General features: G+C 66.1%; 20 protein-coding genes. 10 read left to right on the top strand and 10 right to left on the bottom strand.

All coding sequences use genetic code 11. The annotated features are described in order from the left end of the window. The gene (gene gap / locus CAL13_RS17235) at nucleotides 1-1,011 is read left to right on the top strand and encodes a type I glyceraldehyde-3-phosphate dehydrogenase (protein WP_086073050.1); all 1,011 of its coding nucleotides are present in this window, start codon (nucleotides 1-3) and stop codon (nucleotides 1,009-1,011) included. A 164-nt stretch (nucleotides 1,012-1,175) separates the two neighbouring features. After that, nucleotides 1,176-2,375 (top strand): phosphoglycerate kinase, encoded by a 1,200-nt coding sequence (locus tag CAL13_RS17230; RefSeq protein ID WP_086073049.1) that lies wholly within the window; start codon nucleotides 1,176-1,178, stop codon nucleotides 2,373-2,375. Between the two features lie 97 nt (nucleotides 2,376-2,472). Here the strand turns inward: CAL13_RS17230 and yfcF are convergent, their stop codons facing one another. From yfcF to CAL13_RS17210, 4 genes are all read right to left on the bottom strand, one after another. Further along, nucleotides 2,473-3,114 (bottom strand): glutathione transferase, encoded by a 642-nt coding sequence (yfcF, locus tag CAL13_RS17225; protein ID WP_086073702.1) that lies wholly within the window; start codon nucleotides 3,112-3,114, stop codon nucleotides 2,473-2,475. A 71-nt stretch (nucleotides 3,115-3,185) separates the two neighbouring features. Continuing rightward, on the bottom strand, nucleotides 3,186-4,856 hold the full coding sequence (locus tag CAL13_RS17220) for a sensor domain-containing diguanylate cyclase (RefSeq protein ID WP_086058473.1): 1,671 nt from the start codon (nucleotides 4,854-4,856) through the stop codon (nucleotides 3,186-3,188). A 159-nt stretch (nucleotides 4,857-5,015) separates the two neighbouring features. Then, nucleotides 5,016-5,369, bottom strand: coding sequence for an Hsp20/alpha crystallin family protein (locus CAL13_RS17215; RefSeq protein ID WP_086058472.1), 354 nt, complete (start codon nucleotides 5,367-5,369; stop codon nucleotides 5,016-5,018). A gap of 25 nt (nucleotides 5,370-5,394) precedes the next feature. Beyond that, the gene (locus CAL13_RS17210) at nucleotides 5,395-5,838 is read right to left on the bottom strand and encodes an Hsp20/alpha crystallin family protein (RefSeq protein ID WP_086058471.1); all 444 of its coding nucleotides are present in this window, start codon (nucleotides 5,836-5,838) and stop codon (nucleotides 5,395-5,397) included. A 193-nt stretch (nucleotides 5,839-6,031) separates the two neighbouring features. Here CAL13_RS17210 and CAL13_RS17205 point away from each other — a divergent pair, with 193 nt between their 5' ends. After that, nucleotides 6,032-6,964 carry a DnaJ C-terminal domain-containing protein gene (locus CAL13_RS17205; RefSeq protein ID WP_086073048.1) on the top strand — a complete coding sequence of 311 codons (933 nt, stop codon included), beginning with the start codon at nucleotides 6,032-6,034 and terminating at the stop codon, nucleotides 6,962-6,964. Nucleotides 6,965-7,033: 69 nt separating this feature from the next. Then, nucleotides 7,034-7,666, top strand: a complete 633-nt coding sequence (gene mog, locus CAL13_RS17200; RefSeq protein ID WP_086073047.1) for a molybdopterin adenylyltransferase — start codon at nucleotides 7,034-7,036, stop codon at nucleotides 7,664-7,666. Nucleotides 7,667-7,772: 106 nt separating this feature from the next. On the opposite strand, the gene CAL13_RS17195 is transcribed toward mog, so the two are convergent. Further along, a complete protein-coding gene (locus CAL13_RS17195) occupies nucleotides 7,773-8,150 on the bottom strand; it encodes a COG4315 family predicted lipoprotein (RefSeq protein ID WP_086058468.1) in 378 nt (125 codons plus the stop codon). Nucleotides 8,151-8,392: 242 nt separating this feature from the next. Between CAL13_RS17195 and CAL13_RS17190 the strand changes: the two genes are divergently transcribed. Beyond that, the gene (locus CAL13_RS17190) at nucleotides 8,393-8,731 is read left to right on the top strand and encodes a hypothetical protein (RefSeq protein ID WP_086073046.1); all 339 of its coding nucleotides are present in this window, start codon (nucleotides 8,393-8,395) and stop codon (nucleotides 8,729-8,731) included. A gap of 2 nt (nucleotides 8,732-8,733) precedes the next feature. On the opposite strand, the gene CAL13_RS17185 is transcribed toward CAL13_RS17190, so the two are convergent. Both CAL13_RS17185 and infA read right to left on the bottom strand, forming a co-directional pair. After that, nucleotides 8,734-9,027 (bottom strand): hypothetical protein, encoded by a 294-nt coding sequence (locus CAL13_RS17185; RefSeq protein ID WP_086058466.1) that lies wholly within the window; start codon nucleotides 9,025-9,027, stop codon nucleotides 8,734-8,736. Between the two features lie 157 nt (nucleotides 9,028-9,184). After that, on the bottom strand, nucleotides 9,185-9,445 hold the full coding sequence (infA, locus tag CAL13_RS17180; protein ID WP_086059551.1) for a translation initiation factor IF-1: 261 nt from the start codon (nucleotides 9,443-9,445) through the stop codon (nucleotides 9,185-9,187). A gap of 503 nt (nucleotides 9,446-9,948) precedes the next feature. Here infA and CAL13_RS17175 point away from each other — a divergent pair. Beyond that, complete coding sequence (locus tag CAL13_RS17175; RefSeq protein WP_086058465.1) at nucleotides 9,949-10,128, top strand: DUF3311 domain-containing protein; 180 nt, start codon at nucleotides 9,949-9,951, stop codon at nucleotides 10,126-10,128. Further along, nucleotides 10,128-11,621: a monocarboxylate uptake permease MctP gene (gene mctP, locus CAL13_RS17170; RefSeq protein WP_086059550.1), complete on the top strand. Its 1,494-nt coding sequence runs from the start codon at nucleotides 10,128-10,130 to the stop codon at nucleotides 11,619-11,621. Before CAL13_RS17175 ends, mctP begins: the two co-directional genes overlap by 1 nt. A gap of 102 nt (nucleotides 11,622-11,723) precedes the next feature. Here the strand turns inward: mctP and CAL13_RS17165 are convergent, their stop codons facing one another. The 3 genes from CAL13_RS17165 to CAL13_RS17155 are packed head-to-tail and all read right to left on the bottom strand — an operon-like array spanning nucleotide 11,724 to nucleotide 13,454. Further along, the gene (locus CAL13_RS17165; protein ID WP_198297982.1) at nucleotides 11,724-12,014 is read right to left on the bottom strand and encodes a HigA family addiction module antitoxin; all 291 of its coding nucleotides are present in this window, start codon (nucleotides 12,012-12,014) and stop codon (nucleotides 11,724-11,726) included. Nucleotides 12,015-12,027: 13 nt separating this feature from the next. After that, nucleotides 12,028-12,306: a type II toxin-antitoxin system RelE/ParE family toxin gene (locus tag CAL13_RS17160; RefSeq protein ID WP_086073044.1), complete on the bottom strand. Its 279-nt coding sequence runs from the start codon at nucleotides 12,304-12,306 to the stop codon at nucleotides 12,028-12,030. 53 nt (nucleotides 12,307-12,359) lie between these two features. Further along, the gene (locus CAL13_RS17155) at nucleotides 12,360-13,454 is read right to left on the bottom strand and encodes an acyltransferase family protein (protein WP_086058464.1); all 1,095 of its coding nucleotides are present in this window, start codon (nucleotides 13,452-13,454) and stop codon (nucleotides 12,360-12,362) included. 450 nt (nucleotides 13,455-13,904) lie between these two features. On the opposite strand from CAL13_RS17155, the gene phnC reads away from it, so the two are divergent. Genes phnC through phnE form a run of 3 tightly spaced genes read left to right on the top strand, consistent with a single transcriptional unit; the run spans nucleotide 13,905 to nucleotide 16,611 of the window. Further along, nucleotides 13,905-14,744 (top strand): phosphonate ABC transporter ATP-binding protein, encoded by an 840-nt coding sequence (phnC, locus tag CAL13_RS17150; protein ID WP_086073043.1) that lies wholly within the window; start codon nucleotides 13,905-13,907, stop codon nucleotides 14,742-14,744. A 42-nt stretch (nucleotides 14,745-14,786) separates the two neighbouring features. Beyond that, nucleotides 14,787-15,779, top strand: coding sequence for a phosphonate ABC transporter substrate-binding protein (gene phnD / locus CAL13_RS17145; RefSeq protein ID WP_086073042.1), 993 nt, complete (start codon nucleotides 14,787-14,789; stop codon nucleotides 15,777-15,779). Nucleotides 15,780-15,813: 34 nt separating this feature from the next. After that, nucleotides 15,814-16,611, top strand: a complete 798-nt coding sequence (gene phnE, locus CAL13_RS17140) for a phosphonate ABC transporter, permease protein PhnE (RefSeq protein WP_086073041.1) — start codon at nucleotides 15,814-15,816, stop codon at nucleotides 16,609-16,611. Nucleotides 16,612-16,625 lie beyond the last annotated feature (14 nt).

The raw sequence follows: 16,625 nt of genomic DNA, 5'->3' as shown, positions 1-16,625 counted from the left end.
ATGACCCTACGCGTTGCCATCAACGGCTACGGCCGCATCGGTCGTAATGTGCTGCGTGCGCACTACGAAAGCGGCAAGAAGCACGACATCGAGATCGTCGCCATCAACGACCTGGGCGACCCCAAGACCAATGCGCACCTGACCCGCTACGACACGGTGCACGGCCGCTTCCCGGGCACGGTGGAAGTCGACGGCGACTACATGGTCGTCAACGGCGACCGCATCCGCGTGCTGGCCAACCGCAACCCGGCCGAACTGCCCTGGGGCGAGCTGAAGGTCGATGTGGTTTTGGAATGCACCGGCTTCTTCACCTCCAAGGAAAAGGCCAGCGCCCACCTGAAGGGCGGCGCCAAGAAGGTTGTGATTTCCGCCCCTGGCGGCAAGGACGTGGACGCGACTGTCGTCTACGGCGTGAACCACCACACCCTGAAGGCCGAGCACACGGTCATCTCCAACGCCTCGTGCACGACCAACTGCCTGGCGCCGCTGGTCAAGCCGCTGCATGAAGAGCTGGGCGTGGTTTCCGGCCTGATGACGACCGTGCATTCCTACACCAACGACCAGGTGCTCACCGACGTCTATCACGAAGACCTGCGCCGCGCCCGTTCGGCCACGATGAGCATGATCCCCACCAAGACCGGCGCCGCCGCGGCGGTGGGCCTGGTGCTGCCCGAGCTCAACGGCAAGCTGGACGGCTTCGCCATCCGCGTGCCGACCATCAACGTCTCCATCGTCGACCTGTCGTTCATCGCCAAGCGCGAAACCAGCGTCGAGGAAGTGAACGGCATCCTGAAGGCCGCTTCGCAGGGCGCGCTCAAGGGCATCCTGGAATACAACACCGAGCCCTTGGTGTCGGTGGACTTCAACCACAACCCGGCTTCCAGCACCGTGGATGCCACGCTGACCAAGGTCTCGGGCACGCTGGTCAAGGTTTCTTCCTGGTACGACAACGAGTGGGGCTTCAGCAACCGTATGCTGGACACCACCGTTGCGCTGATGGCCGCCAAGTAAAACCGCGCCTGGCGGATGCCATGACACGGTGACGAAGGGGACGGCGCGCCGTCCCCTTTGTTTTGACGCCGGGGCACGATGGGCAGGCCCGGCGCGCCGCCAGCGTCGCGACGCGGCCGCGGGCCCGCCGTCGCGGCGCCGCCCCAAGACTACATGGAGAAGATATGTCCAAGGTGAATACCCTGTCCGCGCTGGCCAAGGCCGGCGCTTTGAAAGGCAAGCGCGTCTTCATCCGCGCCGACCTGAACGTTCCGTTCGATGACGCTGGCAACATCAGCGAGGACACGCGCATCCGTGCCTCCGTGCCGGGTATCCGGATGGCGCTGGACGCCGGCGCCGCGGTGATGGTCACTTCCCACCTGGGACGGCCCAAGGAAGGCGTGCTGACCGACGCCGACAGCCTGGCGCCGGTGGGGCGCCGGCTGTCCGAGCTGCTCGGCATGCCCGCGCCGCTGGTCCGCGATTGGGTGGATGGTGTGCAGGTCGAACCCGGCCAGGTGGTTCTGCTGGAAAACTGCCGCGTGAACGCGGGCGAGAAGAAAAACGACGAAGCGCTGTCGCGCAAGATGGCCGCGCTGTGCGACGTGTACGTGAACGACGCCTTCGGCACCGCGCATCGCGCCGAAGCGACGACGCATGGCATGGCGCGTTTTGCCCCCGTGGCCTGCGCCGGTCCGCTGCTGGAGGCCGAACTGGACGCGCTGGGACGTGCGCTGCACGAACCCAAGCGCCCGCTGGTCGCGATCGTGGGCGGTTCCAAAGTGTCGACGAAGCTGAGCATCCTGCAGTCGCTCGCCGGCAAGGTGGATCAGCTTGTGGTGGGCGGCGGCATCGCCAATACCTTCATGCTGGCGGCCGGCAAATCCATCGGCAAATCGCTGGCCGAGCCCGACCAGCGCGAAGAAGCTGCCGCGGTCATCGACATCATGCGCAAGCGCGGCGCGGACGTGCCGATCCCCACCGATGTGGTGTGCGCGCCTTCGTTCGGCGCGGACGCGCCCGCCACCGTCAAGCCGGCCGATGCCATCGGCGCGGACGACATGGTGCTGGACATCGGCCCGCAGACCGCGCAGGCGCTGGCCGATATCCTGAAGAAGGCCGGCACCATCGTCTGGAACGGCCCGGTGGGCGTGTTCGAGTTCGAACAGTTCTCGCACGGCACCGAAGTGGTTGCGCGCGCCATCGCGGAATCGCCGGCGTTCTCCATTGCGGGGGGCGGCGATACGCTGGCCGCGATAGCGAAGTTCGGCATCACTGACAAGGTGGGCTACATCTCCACGGGCGGCGGGGCTTTCCTGGAGTTCCTGGAAGGCAAGACGCTGCCGGCGGTGGAAATCCTGCAGCAGCGCGCCAGCCAGGCCTGAGGCGCACGGACGTGCCGCTCCCCGCGCGGGGAGCGGCCAAGGCCGAAAGGACCGGCCCGATTCAGCGGCGCCGGCGGTCTGCGGGGGGAGGCCGCCGTCATCCCCGGCTGGCGACCCACCGGCTCACGCCCGGATGCGACCATTGCGCCGTGGCATAGTCGCGCAGCGGTTGGGGGACCAGCTCGCTGGCCTCGTCCGCGGGCAGGATCAGGCGGTTCAGCATCAGGGCCAGGTCGATGTCGGCCAGGGTCCACACCCCGCACAAATGCCCATTGCCATGCAGCAGCAGCGCCGTTGCCGCCCGCACCAGGCGTGCCGCCTCGCACTGGGCCGCGTCGGACAGGGGCGCGGCATGCGCGCCCTCGAAAATCACTTCCGTCGGCCGTTCCCGGCGCAAGGCCTGCAGATCGGTGCGCAGCCAGGACTGCACCTGGCGCGCCAGTGCGCGGCGGCGCGGTTCTTCCGGATACAGCGCAGGGCAGGCCGGCGGGGCAAAGGCCTCTTCCAGATACTCCGCGATGGCGCTGGATTCGCTCACGTAGAAATCGCCGTGCGCCAACACGGGGACCTTGCCGATGGGGGAGCGGTGCAGAAACGGCGCAGTGCGCTGGTCGCCCTGGTCCAGGTCCACCAGCCTGACCTCGAAGTCCAATCCCTTCTGCGTCAGCGCCACGTAGGCGGACAGCGCGTAGGGGCTCAGGAAGCGGGCATCGACGTATAAGGTCAGCGGCACTGTCACGGTCTCCTCCTCGATGGTCAACAGCCGCATCGTGGCGTTTTTTCGCCGGGCGTGCAAATGCGCGGCGGCGCTCAGGCGGACAGCACGGCGCGATTGCGGCCGCGCTGCTTGGCGCGATACAGCGCATGGTCGGCGCTTTCGATAATGGCCTGGATGTCGCCTTCCATTGCGTCGGCCAGTGCCACGCCCAGACTGATGGTGATGCGGATGACGGCGTGGTGGTATTGGACTGGCGTTTCCTGCACGTTGCGGCGCATGCGTTCGGCGGTGGCGAGCACGGCGTTGGGCGAGGCGCCGGCCAGCATGATGACGAATTCCTCGCCGCCGAAGCGCGCGACCAGGTCGCGCTCGCGTACAGAGGCCGTCAGGATCTCGCCCACTTTGCGGATGGTGGCGTCGCCGGCGCCGTGGCCGTGGTTGTCGTTGACCAGTTTGAAGAAATCGATGTCCGCCATGATGATGGCGACCTGGCCGCCGCGGGCGGCCTGCTCCGTCATGAGCAAGGTGGCCGCATACAGGAACGAGCGCCGGTTCAGCAGGCCGGAAAGCGGGTCGATGCCGGCCGCTCGGCGCAATTCGGTGATCTCGCGGACATAGCGCTGCTCTTCCATCTGCGCCCGCCGTTGGACGTCATCCGCGCGCGTCTGCTCGATTCCCAGGCGCCGGATCAGCGAGCGCAGGGCGGCCGACAGATCGACGATCTCGCGGGCGCCCGCCAGGCGCGGCAGCATCGTGACCGAGGCGTCGCGGCCCAGGTGCGAAGCCGCCTGCGTCAGCGCGCGCAGCGGCCGGGCGATGCGCGTGGAGATGGTCCACATCAATGCCAGCCCGGCGATGCTGATCAGCACGCTCAGAATAAGGACGCGCCATTCCAGATTCCGCACCGCGGCGTAAGCGTCGCGCGCAGGCTGCCGCGCCACGACGATCCAATTGCGGCCGGGATAGTCCCGATAGCCGGACGCCAGCGCGTAACCCGTCAGGATGCTGCCTTCGTCGCCGTCGATCTCAAAGCAGCCTTGGCGCGCGGCCCGCATGCGCGCCACCTGTTCATCGGTGAAGGGCCGGCTGCCCAGACGGGGGCCGAGCAGCATGGCGCCGTCCGACGACAGGATCCACAGATCGCGGATGCCGCGGCTGCTGTCCGTTTCCAGCATGGCGCGCCGCACGTCGGCCGCCCAGGTCCAGCTCAAATGGGCGCCGACCACGCCCACCAGCCGCCCGTCACGCACGATGGGCGCCGATATTTCCACGAAGCGAAACCCCTTGCCCCGTGGACGGCCGAGCAGTTCCGGCAGCATGTTGGACTCGATGACGTCGCCGATGTTGGGCGCCGCCCGGCCGCGCTGGAACCATTGCCGGTCCGCCACGCTTTTGCCTTCCAGCAGGCCCTGCGTGGACGCGATGATGGTGCCCGAGGCGTCGGCCACGCCGATCCAGGCGTAATCGGTCATGGACTGCTGCCGCCCGGTGAGCAGCGGGCGGATGATGCCCGCCCCCATTGCCTGCAGCGTCGGCGCTTCGGACAGGTTCCGGATTTCCCGAAAGCGCTCGAACATATCGCGATCGAGCGTGTGGGCCATGGCGCCCGCGATGTCGGCCACGCGCTGCTCGATCAGGTCGCGCGTCTGGCGCTGGCCCATGTACGCGGCGCCGCCGGCCGCCGCGGCCACCAGGGCCAGGCACAGCGTGCCGGCGAGCAGAAGGATCTGCTGCTGAATCGTAAGGGCTTGGCGACGAAGCAAACCAGTGCCTGGCTGATTGGAAGGCACTCATTCTGTCGCAAAGGCCTCCCAGGCGCCACTCAATCGTGCGCCGGTGCGGGCCCGCGCGCTCGGCATTGTTGTATGCGTGCAGAGCGCGCCGCCTGGCGGCGATACATCGCCCGGTCCGCCTGCCGCCCTTCAAGCCGTGACGATTTCGATCCGCCGCGGCTGGGCCTGTTCCCGCTTGGGGATGCGCAGTTTCAGCACCCCGTCGCGCGATTCCGCCTGGATACGGCTGCTGTCAAGCTCGCGGCTCAGCGTGAAGGCGCGGCGGTAGCGCGCCGCCGGCATCTCGGTGTGCAAAGGCTGGGCGGGCTCGGACTCGCCAAGCTCGCCTTCGATACGCAGCGTGTCGCCATCGACGTCGATGGTCAGCTTGTCGCGCGGAACGCCCGGCATGTCGGCCAGCAGGGTCAGGCCGTTCTCGTCTTCGAATACGTCCACGCGCGGCGAGACAGCCGGGGCCGCGCTGTTCGTCAGGGTCGAATTCATGGATGCCTCCTTGATCCTCGGGCCGTCATTGGATTTCGATGCGGCGGGGCTGCCCGTTGCCGCGCCGCCGCACGGCGATGCGCAGCACGCCGTCCGTGTACCGTGCCGTGATGGCTTCCGGGTCGACATCATCCGAAAGGCTGATCGCCCGCGTGAAGCGGCCGGTGTAGCGTTCGGTGGCATACGTGCTGGTTTTGCCGTTGTCTTCGGGCAGGGCGGTTTCGCGTTCGCCGCTGATGGTCAGCAGGCCGCGGTCCACCTGCACGTCGAGCTTGGCGGGGTCGGCCCCCGGCACGAAGATGTCGATCAGGACGGCGTCGCCGCCGCGTGCCACATTGATGGGCGGGTAGGCGCGCGACACCGCCCGGATGCTGCTGGGCTGCGCGCCCCAGATCGGGTTGAGCGCGCGTTGCAGACGCTCGAACTCGGCAAAGAGGCCGGTCGGGAAGTGGAGCAGGGGTTCGTACATGGCTGCTTTCTCCATATCGTCCGATGTGGGTTCGGTGTTGGTATGACTTGACACCTATGTAGGAACGTGTTTGGTGATTTCAAGTTGACAAGTTGAGAAAAAGCGAATAGGCCCCAACTTGGGCTTATCGGACGAACGATTGGCGCGCTGCGGCGAGCCGGGCGCGCCGGACGAGAACATGTGAGCAGGCCATATGGAGTTCAAGGACTATTACGAGATACTCGGCGTCGAGCGCGGAGTGTCGGATGACGATCTCCGCCGCGCTTACCGCAAGCTGGCCCGGCAGTACCATCCGGACGTCAGCAAGGAGCCCAATGCGGAAGCCCGCATGCGGGACATCAACGAGGCGTACGAGGTGTTGCGCGATCCTCAGAAGCGCGCGGCGTACGACGACCTGGCCGCGGGCGTATCGGCGGGCGGGGGATTCCGTCCGCCGCCAGGCTGGGACCAGGGTTTCGAGTTCAACACCGCCGGCAGCGGCGAGGACGCCGACTTCAGCGAGTTCTTCTCTTCGCTTTTCGGCGGCGCCGCCCGCCGCCGGGGCGGACGCAGCTTCCGGTCGCGCGGCGAGGATCACCATGCCACCATCGAGGTGGACCTGGAAGACACGCTGCACGGCGCAACGCGGGAAATCAGTCTGCGGTCCATGAAAATGGATCCGCAGGGACGCCCGCGCCTGCAGGAACGCAAGCTGAGCGTGCGGATTCCCAAGGGCATCCGGGAAGGGCAGCGCATCCGCCTGGCGGGGCAGGGCATGGCCGGCTACGCCGGCGGCGCTCCCGGAGACTTGTATCTGGAAGTGCGGATCAGGCCTCATCGCCTGTATCGGGTGGACGGCCGCGATCTCACGCTGACCCTGCCGGTGGCGCCGTGGGAGGCCGCGTTGGGCGGCACCGTGACGACGCCGACGCCCGGCGGGCCGGTGGAGGTCGCGATTCCCGCCGGATCGCGCAATGGCAGCAAGCTGCGGCTGAAAGGGCGAGGGATGCCCGGCAATCCGCCGGGCGACCTGTACCTGGAGCTGGAGGTGGTGCTGCCGCCCGCCGACACGGCGGCTGCGCGCGAGGCCTACAGAAACCTGCAGCGCCAGGCGCCATTCGACCCGCGCGCGAACTCGGGACGCTGAGGCCAGCGCCGCGCCTGCGCCAGCGGCGGTATAGTGCCCGGTCGTGTTCCGTTTTCCCAAAGGCTGTTCATGAGCGACTTCGATGGGCGTCTTGCGCGCCGCCATGCCGACGAACTGATCGTCGGCCTCGTTTCCATTTCCGACCGCGCCTCGCAGGGAACCTATCAGGACCAGGGCATTCCCGCGCTGCGAGAATGGCTGGGCCAGGCGCTGGCGTCGCCGTGGCAGGATGCCGCCCGTCTGATTCCCGACGAGAAGAACGTCATCGTCGCGACCCTGGCGGAGCTGGTGGACCGCGTGGGGTGCGACCTGGTCCTGACCACGGGCGGTACGGGTCCGGCGCGCCGGGACGTGACGCCGGAAGCCACGCTGGCCGTGGCGACACGCGAAATGCCGGGGTTCGGCGAGCAGATGCGGCAGATCAGCCTCAGGTTCGTGCCCACCGCCATCTTGTCGCGCCAGGTGGCGGTGCTGCGCGAAACGCCGGATCATGCGGCGCTGATCATCAATCTGCCGGGGCAGCCCAAGGCCATCAAGGAAACGCTGGAGGGCTTGCGCGATGAGCAGGGAAACGTCGCGGCGCCGGGGATTTTCGCGGCGGTGCCGTATTGCATCGACCTGATCGGCGGGCCCTACATCGAAACGCGGCCCGAAGTCGTCAAGGCCTTCCGTCCGAAGTCCGCGTTGCGCAACAAAGGGTGAGGCGCCGGGCCTGCGCCAGGGGAAGGGGAACCGCGCGCGTCAAAGGCTGAAACCGGCGCCCGGTGACGGCCGCGCGAAGCCTGGCCGCGCGCCGGGCGGCCCCGTATCAGGGCTTGGCGATGTGCCAGACGCCGCCCACGCCTTCGCCGGTGGCGTCGCCGGCCTTCGTATCTTTCTTGAAGGTGTAGAGCGGCTTGCCGTCATACGCCCATTGCTTGCTGCCGTCGTCGCGCGTCACCACGCTCCATTTGCCGGTGGGCTTGGCGTCGCTGCCTGCGGCGAGCGGCGGCCAATTGGCGGCGCATTGGCCATTGCAGTTGGATTTGCCCTGCGCGTCCTTGTCGTAGACGTACAGCGTCATGTTCTTGTGATCGACCAGGGCGGGACCCTTGTCGGTCTTGCCTTGCATGGCGGGCTGAGCCAGGACGGAAGAAGCGGCCATCGCGCCGCAAAGAAGGGCGAGGGCGAGTCTTGAACGTTTCATGGGAGTTTCCTTGTGCGATAAGGATGCGGACGTTCGACACCGCGGCATCGGAATGCCGCGCCCCGCGCCGCACGCGCCGCGGCCGCGCGGGACCGCATCAGCATACGCGACATTGGATCGGCTGGCGCGTCTTTCTGAGGCAGCGGCGCCCCCGCAGGGGCGACTGGCGGGGGGCCGCGCCAGGCCCGTATGGCCGGGCAAAAACGGTATAGTCGCGGTCTTTACGTTGAACGGGAGCTGCGATGACGCGCCATCTCTTCACGGCCGCCGCTTTGCTGGCGCTGGCCGGATGTACGACCCCCGACGATATGTTGAAGCGGGATCCGGTGTTCTTCGGCCATACGTCCAAGCCGCCCCAGGCCTACGCGCAATGCGTGGCCGACGCGTGGCGCCGTCAGGGCGAAGAGGTCAAGATGCTGCCCACCAAGAGCGGCTATGACGTGATCGATGCAGGGGCGACTGGCATGGCGGCGGTGCTGCGGGTACAGCAATACGCCAGCGGCAAGGTGGAGATCCGGATGTCGGCGCGCGCTTCCTATGGCGTGCAGGATCAGGTACAGGCCGCCAATCTGTGCATGTGAGGCTAGGCCGGGCGGCCTGCCGCCCGGGCGTCCGCGCGGGATTGCAGGGCGGCGTAGTCGCGCTGGGCTTGCGCCAGCGCTTCGGTCAGATGGTCGTACAGACGCCGCTGTTCTTCGACGAAGTCGTCGAACTTCATCTGGGCGTGGGCGTAGGAAAGCCCGGTGTGGCGGAGGCTGCTGATGAAGGCGGCGCGGGAACGGCTTAGCAGTTCCCATCCCTTGTCCGCGACGGCCAGTTGCTGTTCGGCCTGTGTGACGCGCGCCAATGCGTCGCGCAATTCTTGTTCGAGTGCCATGGTGCGGCGCCGGCATATCAAATAAACCCAACAGCGCCACCTTAACCGATCCAGGCCTCCCGCATTCCGCGGAAATGGTGCCCGAAACCGGCATTTCCCAATGGGCACGCCCGGGCGCCGCTTCCCGGGGAGCCGTGCCGCCGGCGCGGCGGGCCGGTCAGCGCCGGGCGCCGGTCGGGGCGGGACGCGAAGGTCCGCTGTCCTTGTGCCGGTAGTTGATACGTCCCTTGGTCAGGTCGTAGGGCGACATTTCCAGGGTCACGCGGTCGCCCGCCAGGATGCGGATGCGGTGCTTGCGCAGGCGGCCGGAGGCGTAGGCGCCCACTGCCACGCCGTTGTCCAGCGTGACGCGGTAGCGCGCGTCGGGCAGGACTTCGTCAACGATGCCATCCAATTCAATCAGTTCTTCTTTCGCCATCAAAATCTCCAATGGGGAAGGCCCGGTGCGCGCATGCCGCAGCGGCGCGCCGGCGCGATGCCGGCGGGCAGTCCAGGAACAAAAGACCTGGGGCGAACGACCGGGCCGTTCGCGTCTGCGGACGCGAGAAGAAGAAGGCGAGGACGCTGGCCGCCAGGCCGGCTAACCCGCAAAGGCGGGTGCTTGGTCGCCATCGCGGCCGGGGGGCGCGCGACGGGAAGAAGCGGGTGAGCGGCGAGGCCGCGGAATGCGGGCATCGCAGACGCGCAATGCCGCTATCAATGACTGTCTCTTGATAGATTGTAGTTCTATTTTAACCCGGGGTAAACCCTTGGTGTCCAAACGCATGGCGTAGCCGGCTTCCTTGGCGCGCGTTTTGCGGGCCGTCAGGTTCCCCGCAGTATTCTTCGCCCGCCAGCGGCGCGCCACCATGTGCCGCCCGTGCGTCATGTCGAGCCGCGAGACAAGAATCGCGGACAACCTTTCCTATAACGAGACTAGGCATGTGGATCCTGCTACTGCTGCCGTTCATCGGCCTGCTGTGGGTGCCCTTCTATAACGACACCCTGCCGGAGTTGTTCGGCTTTCCCTTCTTCTACTGGTATCAGCTTCTCTGGGTGCCGATCACCGCGTTCCTGACGTGGCTCGTGTATCGCAGCCACCGGGGCAGGGGAGACGAATGATGGCCAACCAGATCAACTGGACCGCCCTGGGCGTGTTCGTTTTCTTCTTCGTACTGGTCACCGTGATGGGTTTCGCGGCGTCGCGCTGGCAGCGCGGCGAATCGGCCTCGCATCTCGACGATTGGGGTCTGGGCGGCCGGCGCTTCGGAACCTGGATCACCTGGTTCCTCGTGGGTGGCGATTTCTATACCGCCTATACGGTGATCGCCGTGCCCGCGCTGGTCTACGCGGTGGGCGCCTACGGCTTCTTCGCCTTGCCTTACACCATCCTGGTCTATCCCATCGTGTTCGCCATCATGCCGCGGCTGTGGAAGGTTGCCCGCCAGGCCGGTCATGTCACCTCGGCAGACGTGGTGTATGCGCGGTTCCAATCGCGTCCCCTGGAGCTGGCGATCGCGGTCACGGGCGTGCTGGCCACCATGCCGTACATCGCCCTGCAGCTGGTCGGCATGGAAGTCGTCATCAAGGCATTGGGCCTGACCGGCGAGCTGCCGCTGGCCGCGGCCTTCGTCATCCTGGCCCTGTACACGTATTCCGCCGGCCTGCGCGCGCCCGCGCTTATCGCGTTCGTGAAGGACCTGATGATCTACATCGTGGTGCTGGTCGCGATCGTTCTCGTACCGCTGAAGCTGGGCGGCTACGGCGCGGTGTTTTCCGCTGCCGGAGCGGGGTTCGCCGCCAAGGGCGGCGCAACCGGCCTGACGCTGAAGCCCGCGCAGTTCCTGCCCTATGCCACACTGGCCTTGGGGTCGGCGCTGGCCGCATTCATGTACCCGCACACCCTTACGGGGATCTTCGCCGCCAAGAGCGGGGACACCATCCGCAAGAACGCGGTCTTCCTGCCGGCGTATACGCTGCTGCTCGGCCTGATCGCGATGCTCGGGTACATGGCCTACGCGGCCAACCTGCATCCGCAGACCGCGAACGACGTGGTGCCCGCGCTGTTCAATGCGCTGTTCCCCAGCTGGTTCACCGGCTTCGCCTTTGCGGCGATTGCGATCGGCGCGCTGGTGCCGGCGGCCGTGATGTCGATCGGCGCGGCGAACCTGTTCACGCGCAATTTCTGGAAGGCCTATGTCAATCCGTCCGTGAGCTCGGAGGGCGAAGCCAAGGTCGCGAAAATCGTTTCGCTGGTCGTGAAGGTCGGCGCCCTGGTGTTCATTCTTTTCGTACCGACGCAGTACGCGCTGGACCTGCAGCTGCTCGGCGGTGTCTGGATTCTGCAGACCTTCCCGGCGGTGGTGTTCGGCCTGTTCTTCGGCTGGTTCCGCGGCGGTCCGTTGCTGCTGGGCTGGCTCGCGGGCCTGGCGGCCGGCACCGCCCTGGCCTACATGGACGGCATCAAGCCCGTGCATGCGTTCGTCATCGGCGGCGACAGCTACGGGGTCTACACGGGCCTGGCGGCGCTGGTGCTCAACGTCATTGTGGCGGTGGCGGCCCAGGCGGTTGTCAGCGCGTTCTCAAGCCCGCAGGGCGCCGGCCGGCGCGCCTGAGGCATCGGCCGGTCATCGGCCGTTTCGATGCCCGTCCGGAGGTCGGACGGGCAGCTCCGAAGGACGCTGCCACGTACGCAGGAAGATAGCCGAGCTATCGATTCAGTGAACGTCGGCCGGCGAGGCCAGCGGCTGCACGGGCGGCTGCTTATGCTGCAACGCCTGCCACAAATCATAATTCGCCTGCATCGCCACCCAGGCTTGGGCAGTGCTTGCCCCGGCCTGCTCCAGACGCACAGCCAAATCCGGACTGATGGCCGCCTTTCCATTGAGGACGCGCGAGAGGGCCACGCGGGATATCGCCAGCCTTTCAGCCGCTTCGGTCACAGAAAGGCCCAAGGGGACAATGACGTCTTCCCGGAGAATCTCGCCCGGATGAGGAGGGTTATGCATCATGGTGCGACTCCTAATGGTAATCCTGGTAATCGACCAGCTCGGCACCAGCCTGCGTAAAACGGAAAGTCACGCGCCAGTTGCCATTGACCCAAACCGACCAATGGCCGGCCAGTTCGCCTTTCAGTGAATGCAGCTTGAACGACGGCAGGCTCATGTCCTGCGGCCCTTTCGCCACGTCGAGCAACGCCAGGATTCGGCTCAGCTTGGTTGCATGCGCCGCTTGGATTCCACGTGTAGAGCCCGGTCGATAGAACATCTCGAGGCCGTTGTGACGAAAGCCGATTATCATGCGGCACTGTATCGCATGGCGATACAGAAACCAAGCCCGGCCCGGGCCCTGGATCAAGCCCGCAGGGCGCCGGCCGGCGCGCCTGAGGCGTCCGCCGTCTTGACCCGTTCGCGTACGCGGTCGATCCTGCTGTCGATCAGCCACCAGAGCGCCGCGGCCAGGATCAGCGACAGCAGGACATTCAGGGCCGAGATGGTCAAGGCGTCGGTGACGCCCACCTTCTCCATCGCCTGCTGCACCAGCAGAATGGCGACGGAGTGCGAGATATAGATCGGGTAGCTCAGCTGCCCGATTTTTTTATCCAAGCGATGCCGCGCCTGGTGGATGAAGGCCAGGGGCAGGATGGCGGCGAACACCGCCAGCGCCAAGGCGTCTCGCACGTTGTGGTTGATGGTGACCGAGAAATGGAAGATCGCGTACACGACGAATAGCGCGGTTGCCGCTTCGGGCAGATAGCGCACGCGCGCGCTCCAGCGCTGCCATAACGGCAGCAGCAGGCGATGCGAAAGCGCGCCGGCCAGGAACAGCGCCAATTCCAGCGGGAAAAACCGGTAGGTCCATGGGTCCGTCTGCGCAAGGCCCATATGCATCAGCACCGCTCGCAGCGCCAGCGAGGCGAGGAACAGAACGGCGACGGCGCGCATCGACCGCAGGATGAAGGGCGCGATCAGATAGAAGCTCAGCTCCACGCCCAGGGTCCAGGCCTGCGGCACCAGCAAGCCCTTGTACAGCGGCACGTCGCTATCGGCGAAGCTTCCCGTGAATGTCAGCACGCCGCTTTTGATGCCGGCGAACATGATCCAGTCCTGCCCGAAGATGAACAGGTTCGCGAGCACGAGCGCCAGGTCGCCGCTGTTCGGGCTGCGCCGATACACGTCCAGGAACTCCGGATTGGCGGCCGCATTGAGGACCAGCGCGGCCGCCGCCACGGCCAGATAGGAGGGAAACAGGCGCAGCAGCCGGTTGCCGTAGAAGCGCCCGGTGCTCCGGTAGACATCATTGACGTTCAGGATGTACGAGATCAGAAAGCCCGAGATGACATAAAACAGCTGCACCGCCAGGCGTCCGCCCACCAGAAGATTGCCCTGATGGAAGGGGGAATGGTCCAACACGACCGACAAAGCGAATAGCGTTCTGAGCAAGCCCATTCGTGCGCCTCCTGGACGAGGGGTTGCCACCTTGCCCCGTCGTTTCGATTCTGCACTTGGCGGAGGCACCCTCGCGTCGGCCATGCGGCCCGGATACGTTCGATGAACTTTGGATCGACGCCCGCCATGCCCGCGCGAAGCGTGAATGCACCGGCGAGGTCGGATGCTCATCCATGGAAGCGCAACGGTTTTCGCCGGTGTTGCGGGCGAAACCGGCTTCAATGGCGGCGCTTTCAGGCCTGGCGCGGCGTGCGCGCGCTCCGGCCGGCCCCTGGTCCGCGTGTCGGCCGGGCGAACTAATACGCGGGGAACGCACCCGGCGCGTCATTTCATCTTGATGACGAACACACATACGGTCACGAAAAACCATCTGATCGGCTTATGACATCGTCATGACGCTGTCATGGCGTCTGCCCAGACTACGCGGGTCTACAAAGCGGGAATGTCGTCATGACGTATGCAATCGAAGTGCGCGGGGTCAGCAAGTCCTTTCGCGCGGGACAGAAGGCCCTGGATGACGTGAGCCTGCGGGTGCGGGACGGGGAAATGGTGGCGTTGCTGGGCGCGTCCGGCTCCGGCAAGTCGACGCTGCTGCGGCACCTGGCCGGTTTCGTCGCGGCCGACGCGGGCGCGGGCGAGATCCGCGTCAATGGCGAGCTGATCCAGCGCAACGGCCGCATCAGCCGCGACGTGCGGCGCGCGCGCGCCGGCATCGGTTTCGTTTTCCAGCAGTTCAACCTGGTGGGCCGCCTGCCCGTGATCACCAATGTGCTGGCCGGCATGCTTCCGCGCGTGCCGCTGTATCGCAGCCTGCTGCGCTGGTTCCGCCGCGACGAGATCGACGTGGGCCTGGAAGCGCTGGCGCAGGTGGGAATCGAATCGCACGCCTTCCAGCGCGCCGCCAATCTGTCCGGCGGGCAACAGCAGCGCGCCGCCATCGCACGCACGCTGGTGCAGAACGCGCGCACGATTCTGGCCGATGAGCCGATCGCGTCGCTGGATCCGGAGTCTTCGCGCCGCGTCATGGATACGCTGGCGCATATCAACCGCACGCGCGGCGTCGCCGTCGTGGTCTCGCTGCACCAGGTCGATGTGGCGATGCGCTATTGCCCCCGCGTCGTCGCGCTGCGCAACGGCAAGGTTGTCTACGACGGCCCGTCGTCGGAGCTGTCGGCCGGCATGCTGCAGGACCTGTATGGCGCGCAGCTGGACGAACTGATGCCCGCGCCGGCCGCCGATACGGCGACGCCGTTGTCCCCTCAGGGGCGGCCGCAGTTGGCGGTTGCCTGATCTTTCTTTCATCTACTACCGCAAGACACGGAGTCACCCCTTATGTTCCGCAGAACCTTTTGCGCCCTGATCGCCACGGCGGCCTTGACGGCGCCGGCATTTGCCCAGGACGTGAAGAGCCTGAATTTCGGCATCATCTCGACCGAGTCCTCCACCAACCTGCGCAGCGGCTGGCAGCCGGTCATCGATGACCTGAGCAAGGCCATCGGCGTGCCGGTCAAACCTTTCTTCGCCTCCGACTACGCGGGCATCATCGAAGGCATGCGCTTCAACAAAGTGCAGGTGGCCTGGTTCGGCAATGCGTCGGCCATCGAAGCGGTGGATCGTGCGCAGGGCGAGGTCTTCGCCCACGTCATCGACAAGGACGGCAATCCGGGCTATTGGTCCGTGCTGGTGGCCAACAAGAACGGCAAGGCGAAGACGCTGGACGACGTGCTCAAGAACGGCAAGACGATGAGCTACGGCGCGGGCGATCCGAACTCCACTTCCGGCACGGCCGTTCCGGGCTACTACCTGTGGGCCGCCAACAAGATCGATCCGAAGTCTTTCTTCAAGAACTTCCGCATCGCCAATCACGAAACCAATCTGCTGTCGGCCATCAACAACCAGGTCGACGTCGCCATCACCAACACGGAAGCCCTGGAACGCTACCGCGTCAACACGGGCAAGGTGGCCACGGATTCGGTCAACATCCTCTGGAAATCGCCGCTGATTCCGGCCGATCCCCTGGTATGGCGCAGCGACCTGCCCGCCAGCATGAAGGAAAAAATCCAAGCCTTCTTCGTGAACTACGGCAAGTCCGGCCCCGACGCCGCGCAGGCGCTCAAGAACCTGCAAGCGCTGACGTACAAGGGCTTCATGGTTTCCGACAACGCGCAGTTGCTGCCGATCCGCCAGATCAAACTGGCCGGGGAACGCGCCAAGGTGGAAAGCGATACCACGCTGAGCGCCCAGGACAAGCAGCAGAAGCTGGCTGACCTGGATGCGCAGCTGGCATCGCTGGCGAAGCAGGTCTCCGCCGCCAAGGTCCAGTAAGCGCGGCATTCAGCATAGGAACCCGTCCGACACCATGAGCGCAACCCTCTCCCCGGCGCGGCCCGCGCCCCAACCGCCCAAGGGCTCGCTGCCCACCATGCTGGTATGGGCGATCCTGATCGCCGTCCTGGCCGCGTCGTGGAAGGGGGCCGACATGCGCCCCATGGACCTGTTCCGCGATTCGGGGAATATGTCGCAGTTCGCGGCGGACTTCTTTCCGCCCAACTTCCGCGATTGGCGCATGTACCTGGAAGAAATGATGGTGACCGTGCAGATCGCCATCTGGGGCACCTTCCTGGCGGTGGTGATGGCGGTGCCGATGGGGCTGCTGTGCTCGTCCAATATCGTGCCTGCCTGGATCCACCAGCCCGTGCGCCGCCTGATGGACGCATGCCGCGCCATCAACGAAATGGTCTTCGCCATGTTGTTCATCGTGGCGGTAGGCCTGGGCCCCTTCGCCGGCGTGCTCGCCCTGTGGGTGCATACGCTGGGCGTGCTGGCCAAGCTGTTTTCCGAAGCGGTGGAAGCGATCGATCCGCGTCCCGTCGAGGGCGTGCGGGCGACCGGCGCCAGCGCCATCGAAGAGATCGTGTTCGGCGTGATCCCGCAGGTGCTGCCCCTGTGGATTTCCTATTCGCTGTACCGCTTCGAATCCAACGTGCGGTCCGCCTCGGTGGTCGGCATCGTCGGCGCGGGCGGCATCGGCATGGTGCTGTGGGAAATCATCCGCAGCTTCCAGTACGCGCAAACCTGCGCGGTGATGCTGATCATCATCGCGTTCGTGACCGCCATCGACATCCTGTCCTCGCGCATCCGCAGCGTTTTCATCTAGCCGGCAGCTCTCAT

The sequence above is a fragment of the Bordetella genomosp. 9 genome (assembly GCF_002119725.1).
GTDB lineage: Bacteria > Pseudomonadota > Gammaproteobacteria > Burkholderiales > Burkholderiaceae_B > Bordetella_C.
Note: the sequence above shows the minus strand (reverse complement) of the source record. Positions and strands in the feature narration are given on the sequence as shown.

Excerpts from the sequence above, each read along its gene's own strand:
- CAL13_RS17160 (WP_086073044.1), bottom strand. The coding sequence starts at position 12,306 with ATGATAATCGGCTTTCGTCACAACGGCCTCGAGATGTTCTATCGACCG.
- CAL13_RS17155 (WP_086058464.1), bottom strand. The coding sequence starts at position 13,454 with ATGGGCTTGCTCAGAACGCTATTCGCTTTGTCGGTCGTGTTGGACCAT.
- CAL13_RS17165 (WP_198297982.1), bottom strand. The coding sequence starts at position 12,014 with ATGCATAACCCTCCTCATCCGGGCGAGATTCTCCGGGAAGACGTCATT.
- CAL13_RS17195 (WP_086058468.1), bottom strand. The coding sequence starts at position 8,150 with ATGAAACGTTCAAGACTCGCCCTCGCCCTTCTTTGCGGCGCGATGGCC.
- mctP (WP_086059550.1), top strand. The coding sequence starts at position 10,128 with ATGGCCAACCAGATCAACTGGACCGCCCTGGGCGTGTTCGTTTTCTTC.
- CAL13_RS17230 (WP_086073049.1), top strand. The coding sequence starts at position 1,176 with ATGTCCAAGGTGAATACCCTGTCCGCGCTGGCCAAGGCCGGCGCTTTG.
- CAL13_RS17175 (WP_086058465.1), top strand. The coding sequence starts at position 9,949 with ATGTGGATCCTGCTACTGCTGCCGTTCATCGGCCTGCTGTGGGTGCCC.
- phnC (WP_086073043.1), top strand. The coding sequence starts at position 13,905 with ATGACGTATGCAATCGAAGTGCGCGGGGTCAGCAAGTCCTTTCGCGCG.
- CAL13_RS17210 (WP_086058471.1), bottom strand. The coding sequence starts at position 5,838 with ATGTACGAACCCCTGCTCCACTTCCCGACCGGCCTCTTTGCCGAGTTC.
- phnD (WP_086073042.1), top strand. The coding sequence starts at position 14,787 with ATGTTCCGCAGAACCTTTTGCGCCCTGATCGCCACGGCGGCCTTGACG.
- CAL13_RS17190 (WP_086073046.1), top strand. The coding sequence starts at position 8,393 with ATGACGCGCCATCTCTTCACGGCCGCCGCTTTGCTGGCGCTGGCCGGA.
- CAL13_RS17215 (WP_086058472.1), bottom strand. The coding sequence starts at position 5,369 with ATGAATTCGACCCTGACGAACAGCGCGGCCCCGGCTGTCTCGCCGCGC.
- CAL13_RS17185 (WP_086058466.1), bottom strand. The coding sequence starts at position 9,027 with ATGGCACTCGAACAAGAATTGCGCGACGCATTGGCGCGCGTCACACAG.
- mog (WP_086073047.1), top strand. The coding sequence starts at position 7,034 with ATGAGCGACTTCGATGGGCGTCTTGCGCGCCGCCATGCCGACGAACTG.
- gap (WP_086073050.1), top strand. The coding sequence starts at position 1 with ATGACCCTACGCGTTGCCATCAACGGCTACGGCCGCATCGGTCGTAAT.
- CAL13_RS17205 (WP_086073048.1), top strand. The coding sequence starts at position 6,032 with ATGGAGTTCAAGGACTATTACGAGATACTCGGCGTCGAGCGCGGAGTG.
- infA (WP_086059551.1), bottom strand. The coding sequence starts at position 9,445 with ATGGCGAAAGAAGAACTGATTGAATTGGATGGCATCGTTGACGAAGTC.
- phnE (WP_086073041.1), top strand. The coding sequence starts at position 15,814 with ATGAGCGCAACCCTCTCCCCGGCGCGGCCCGCGCCCCAACCGCCCAAG.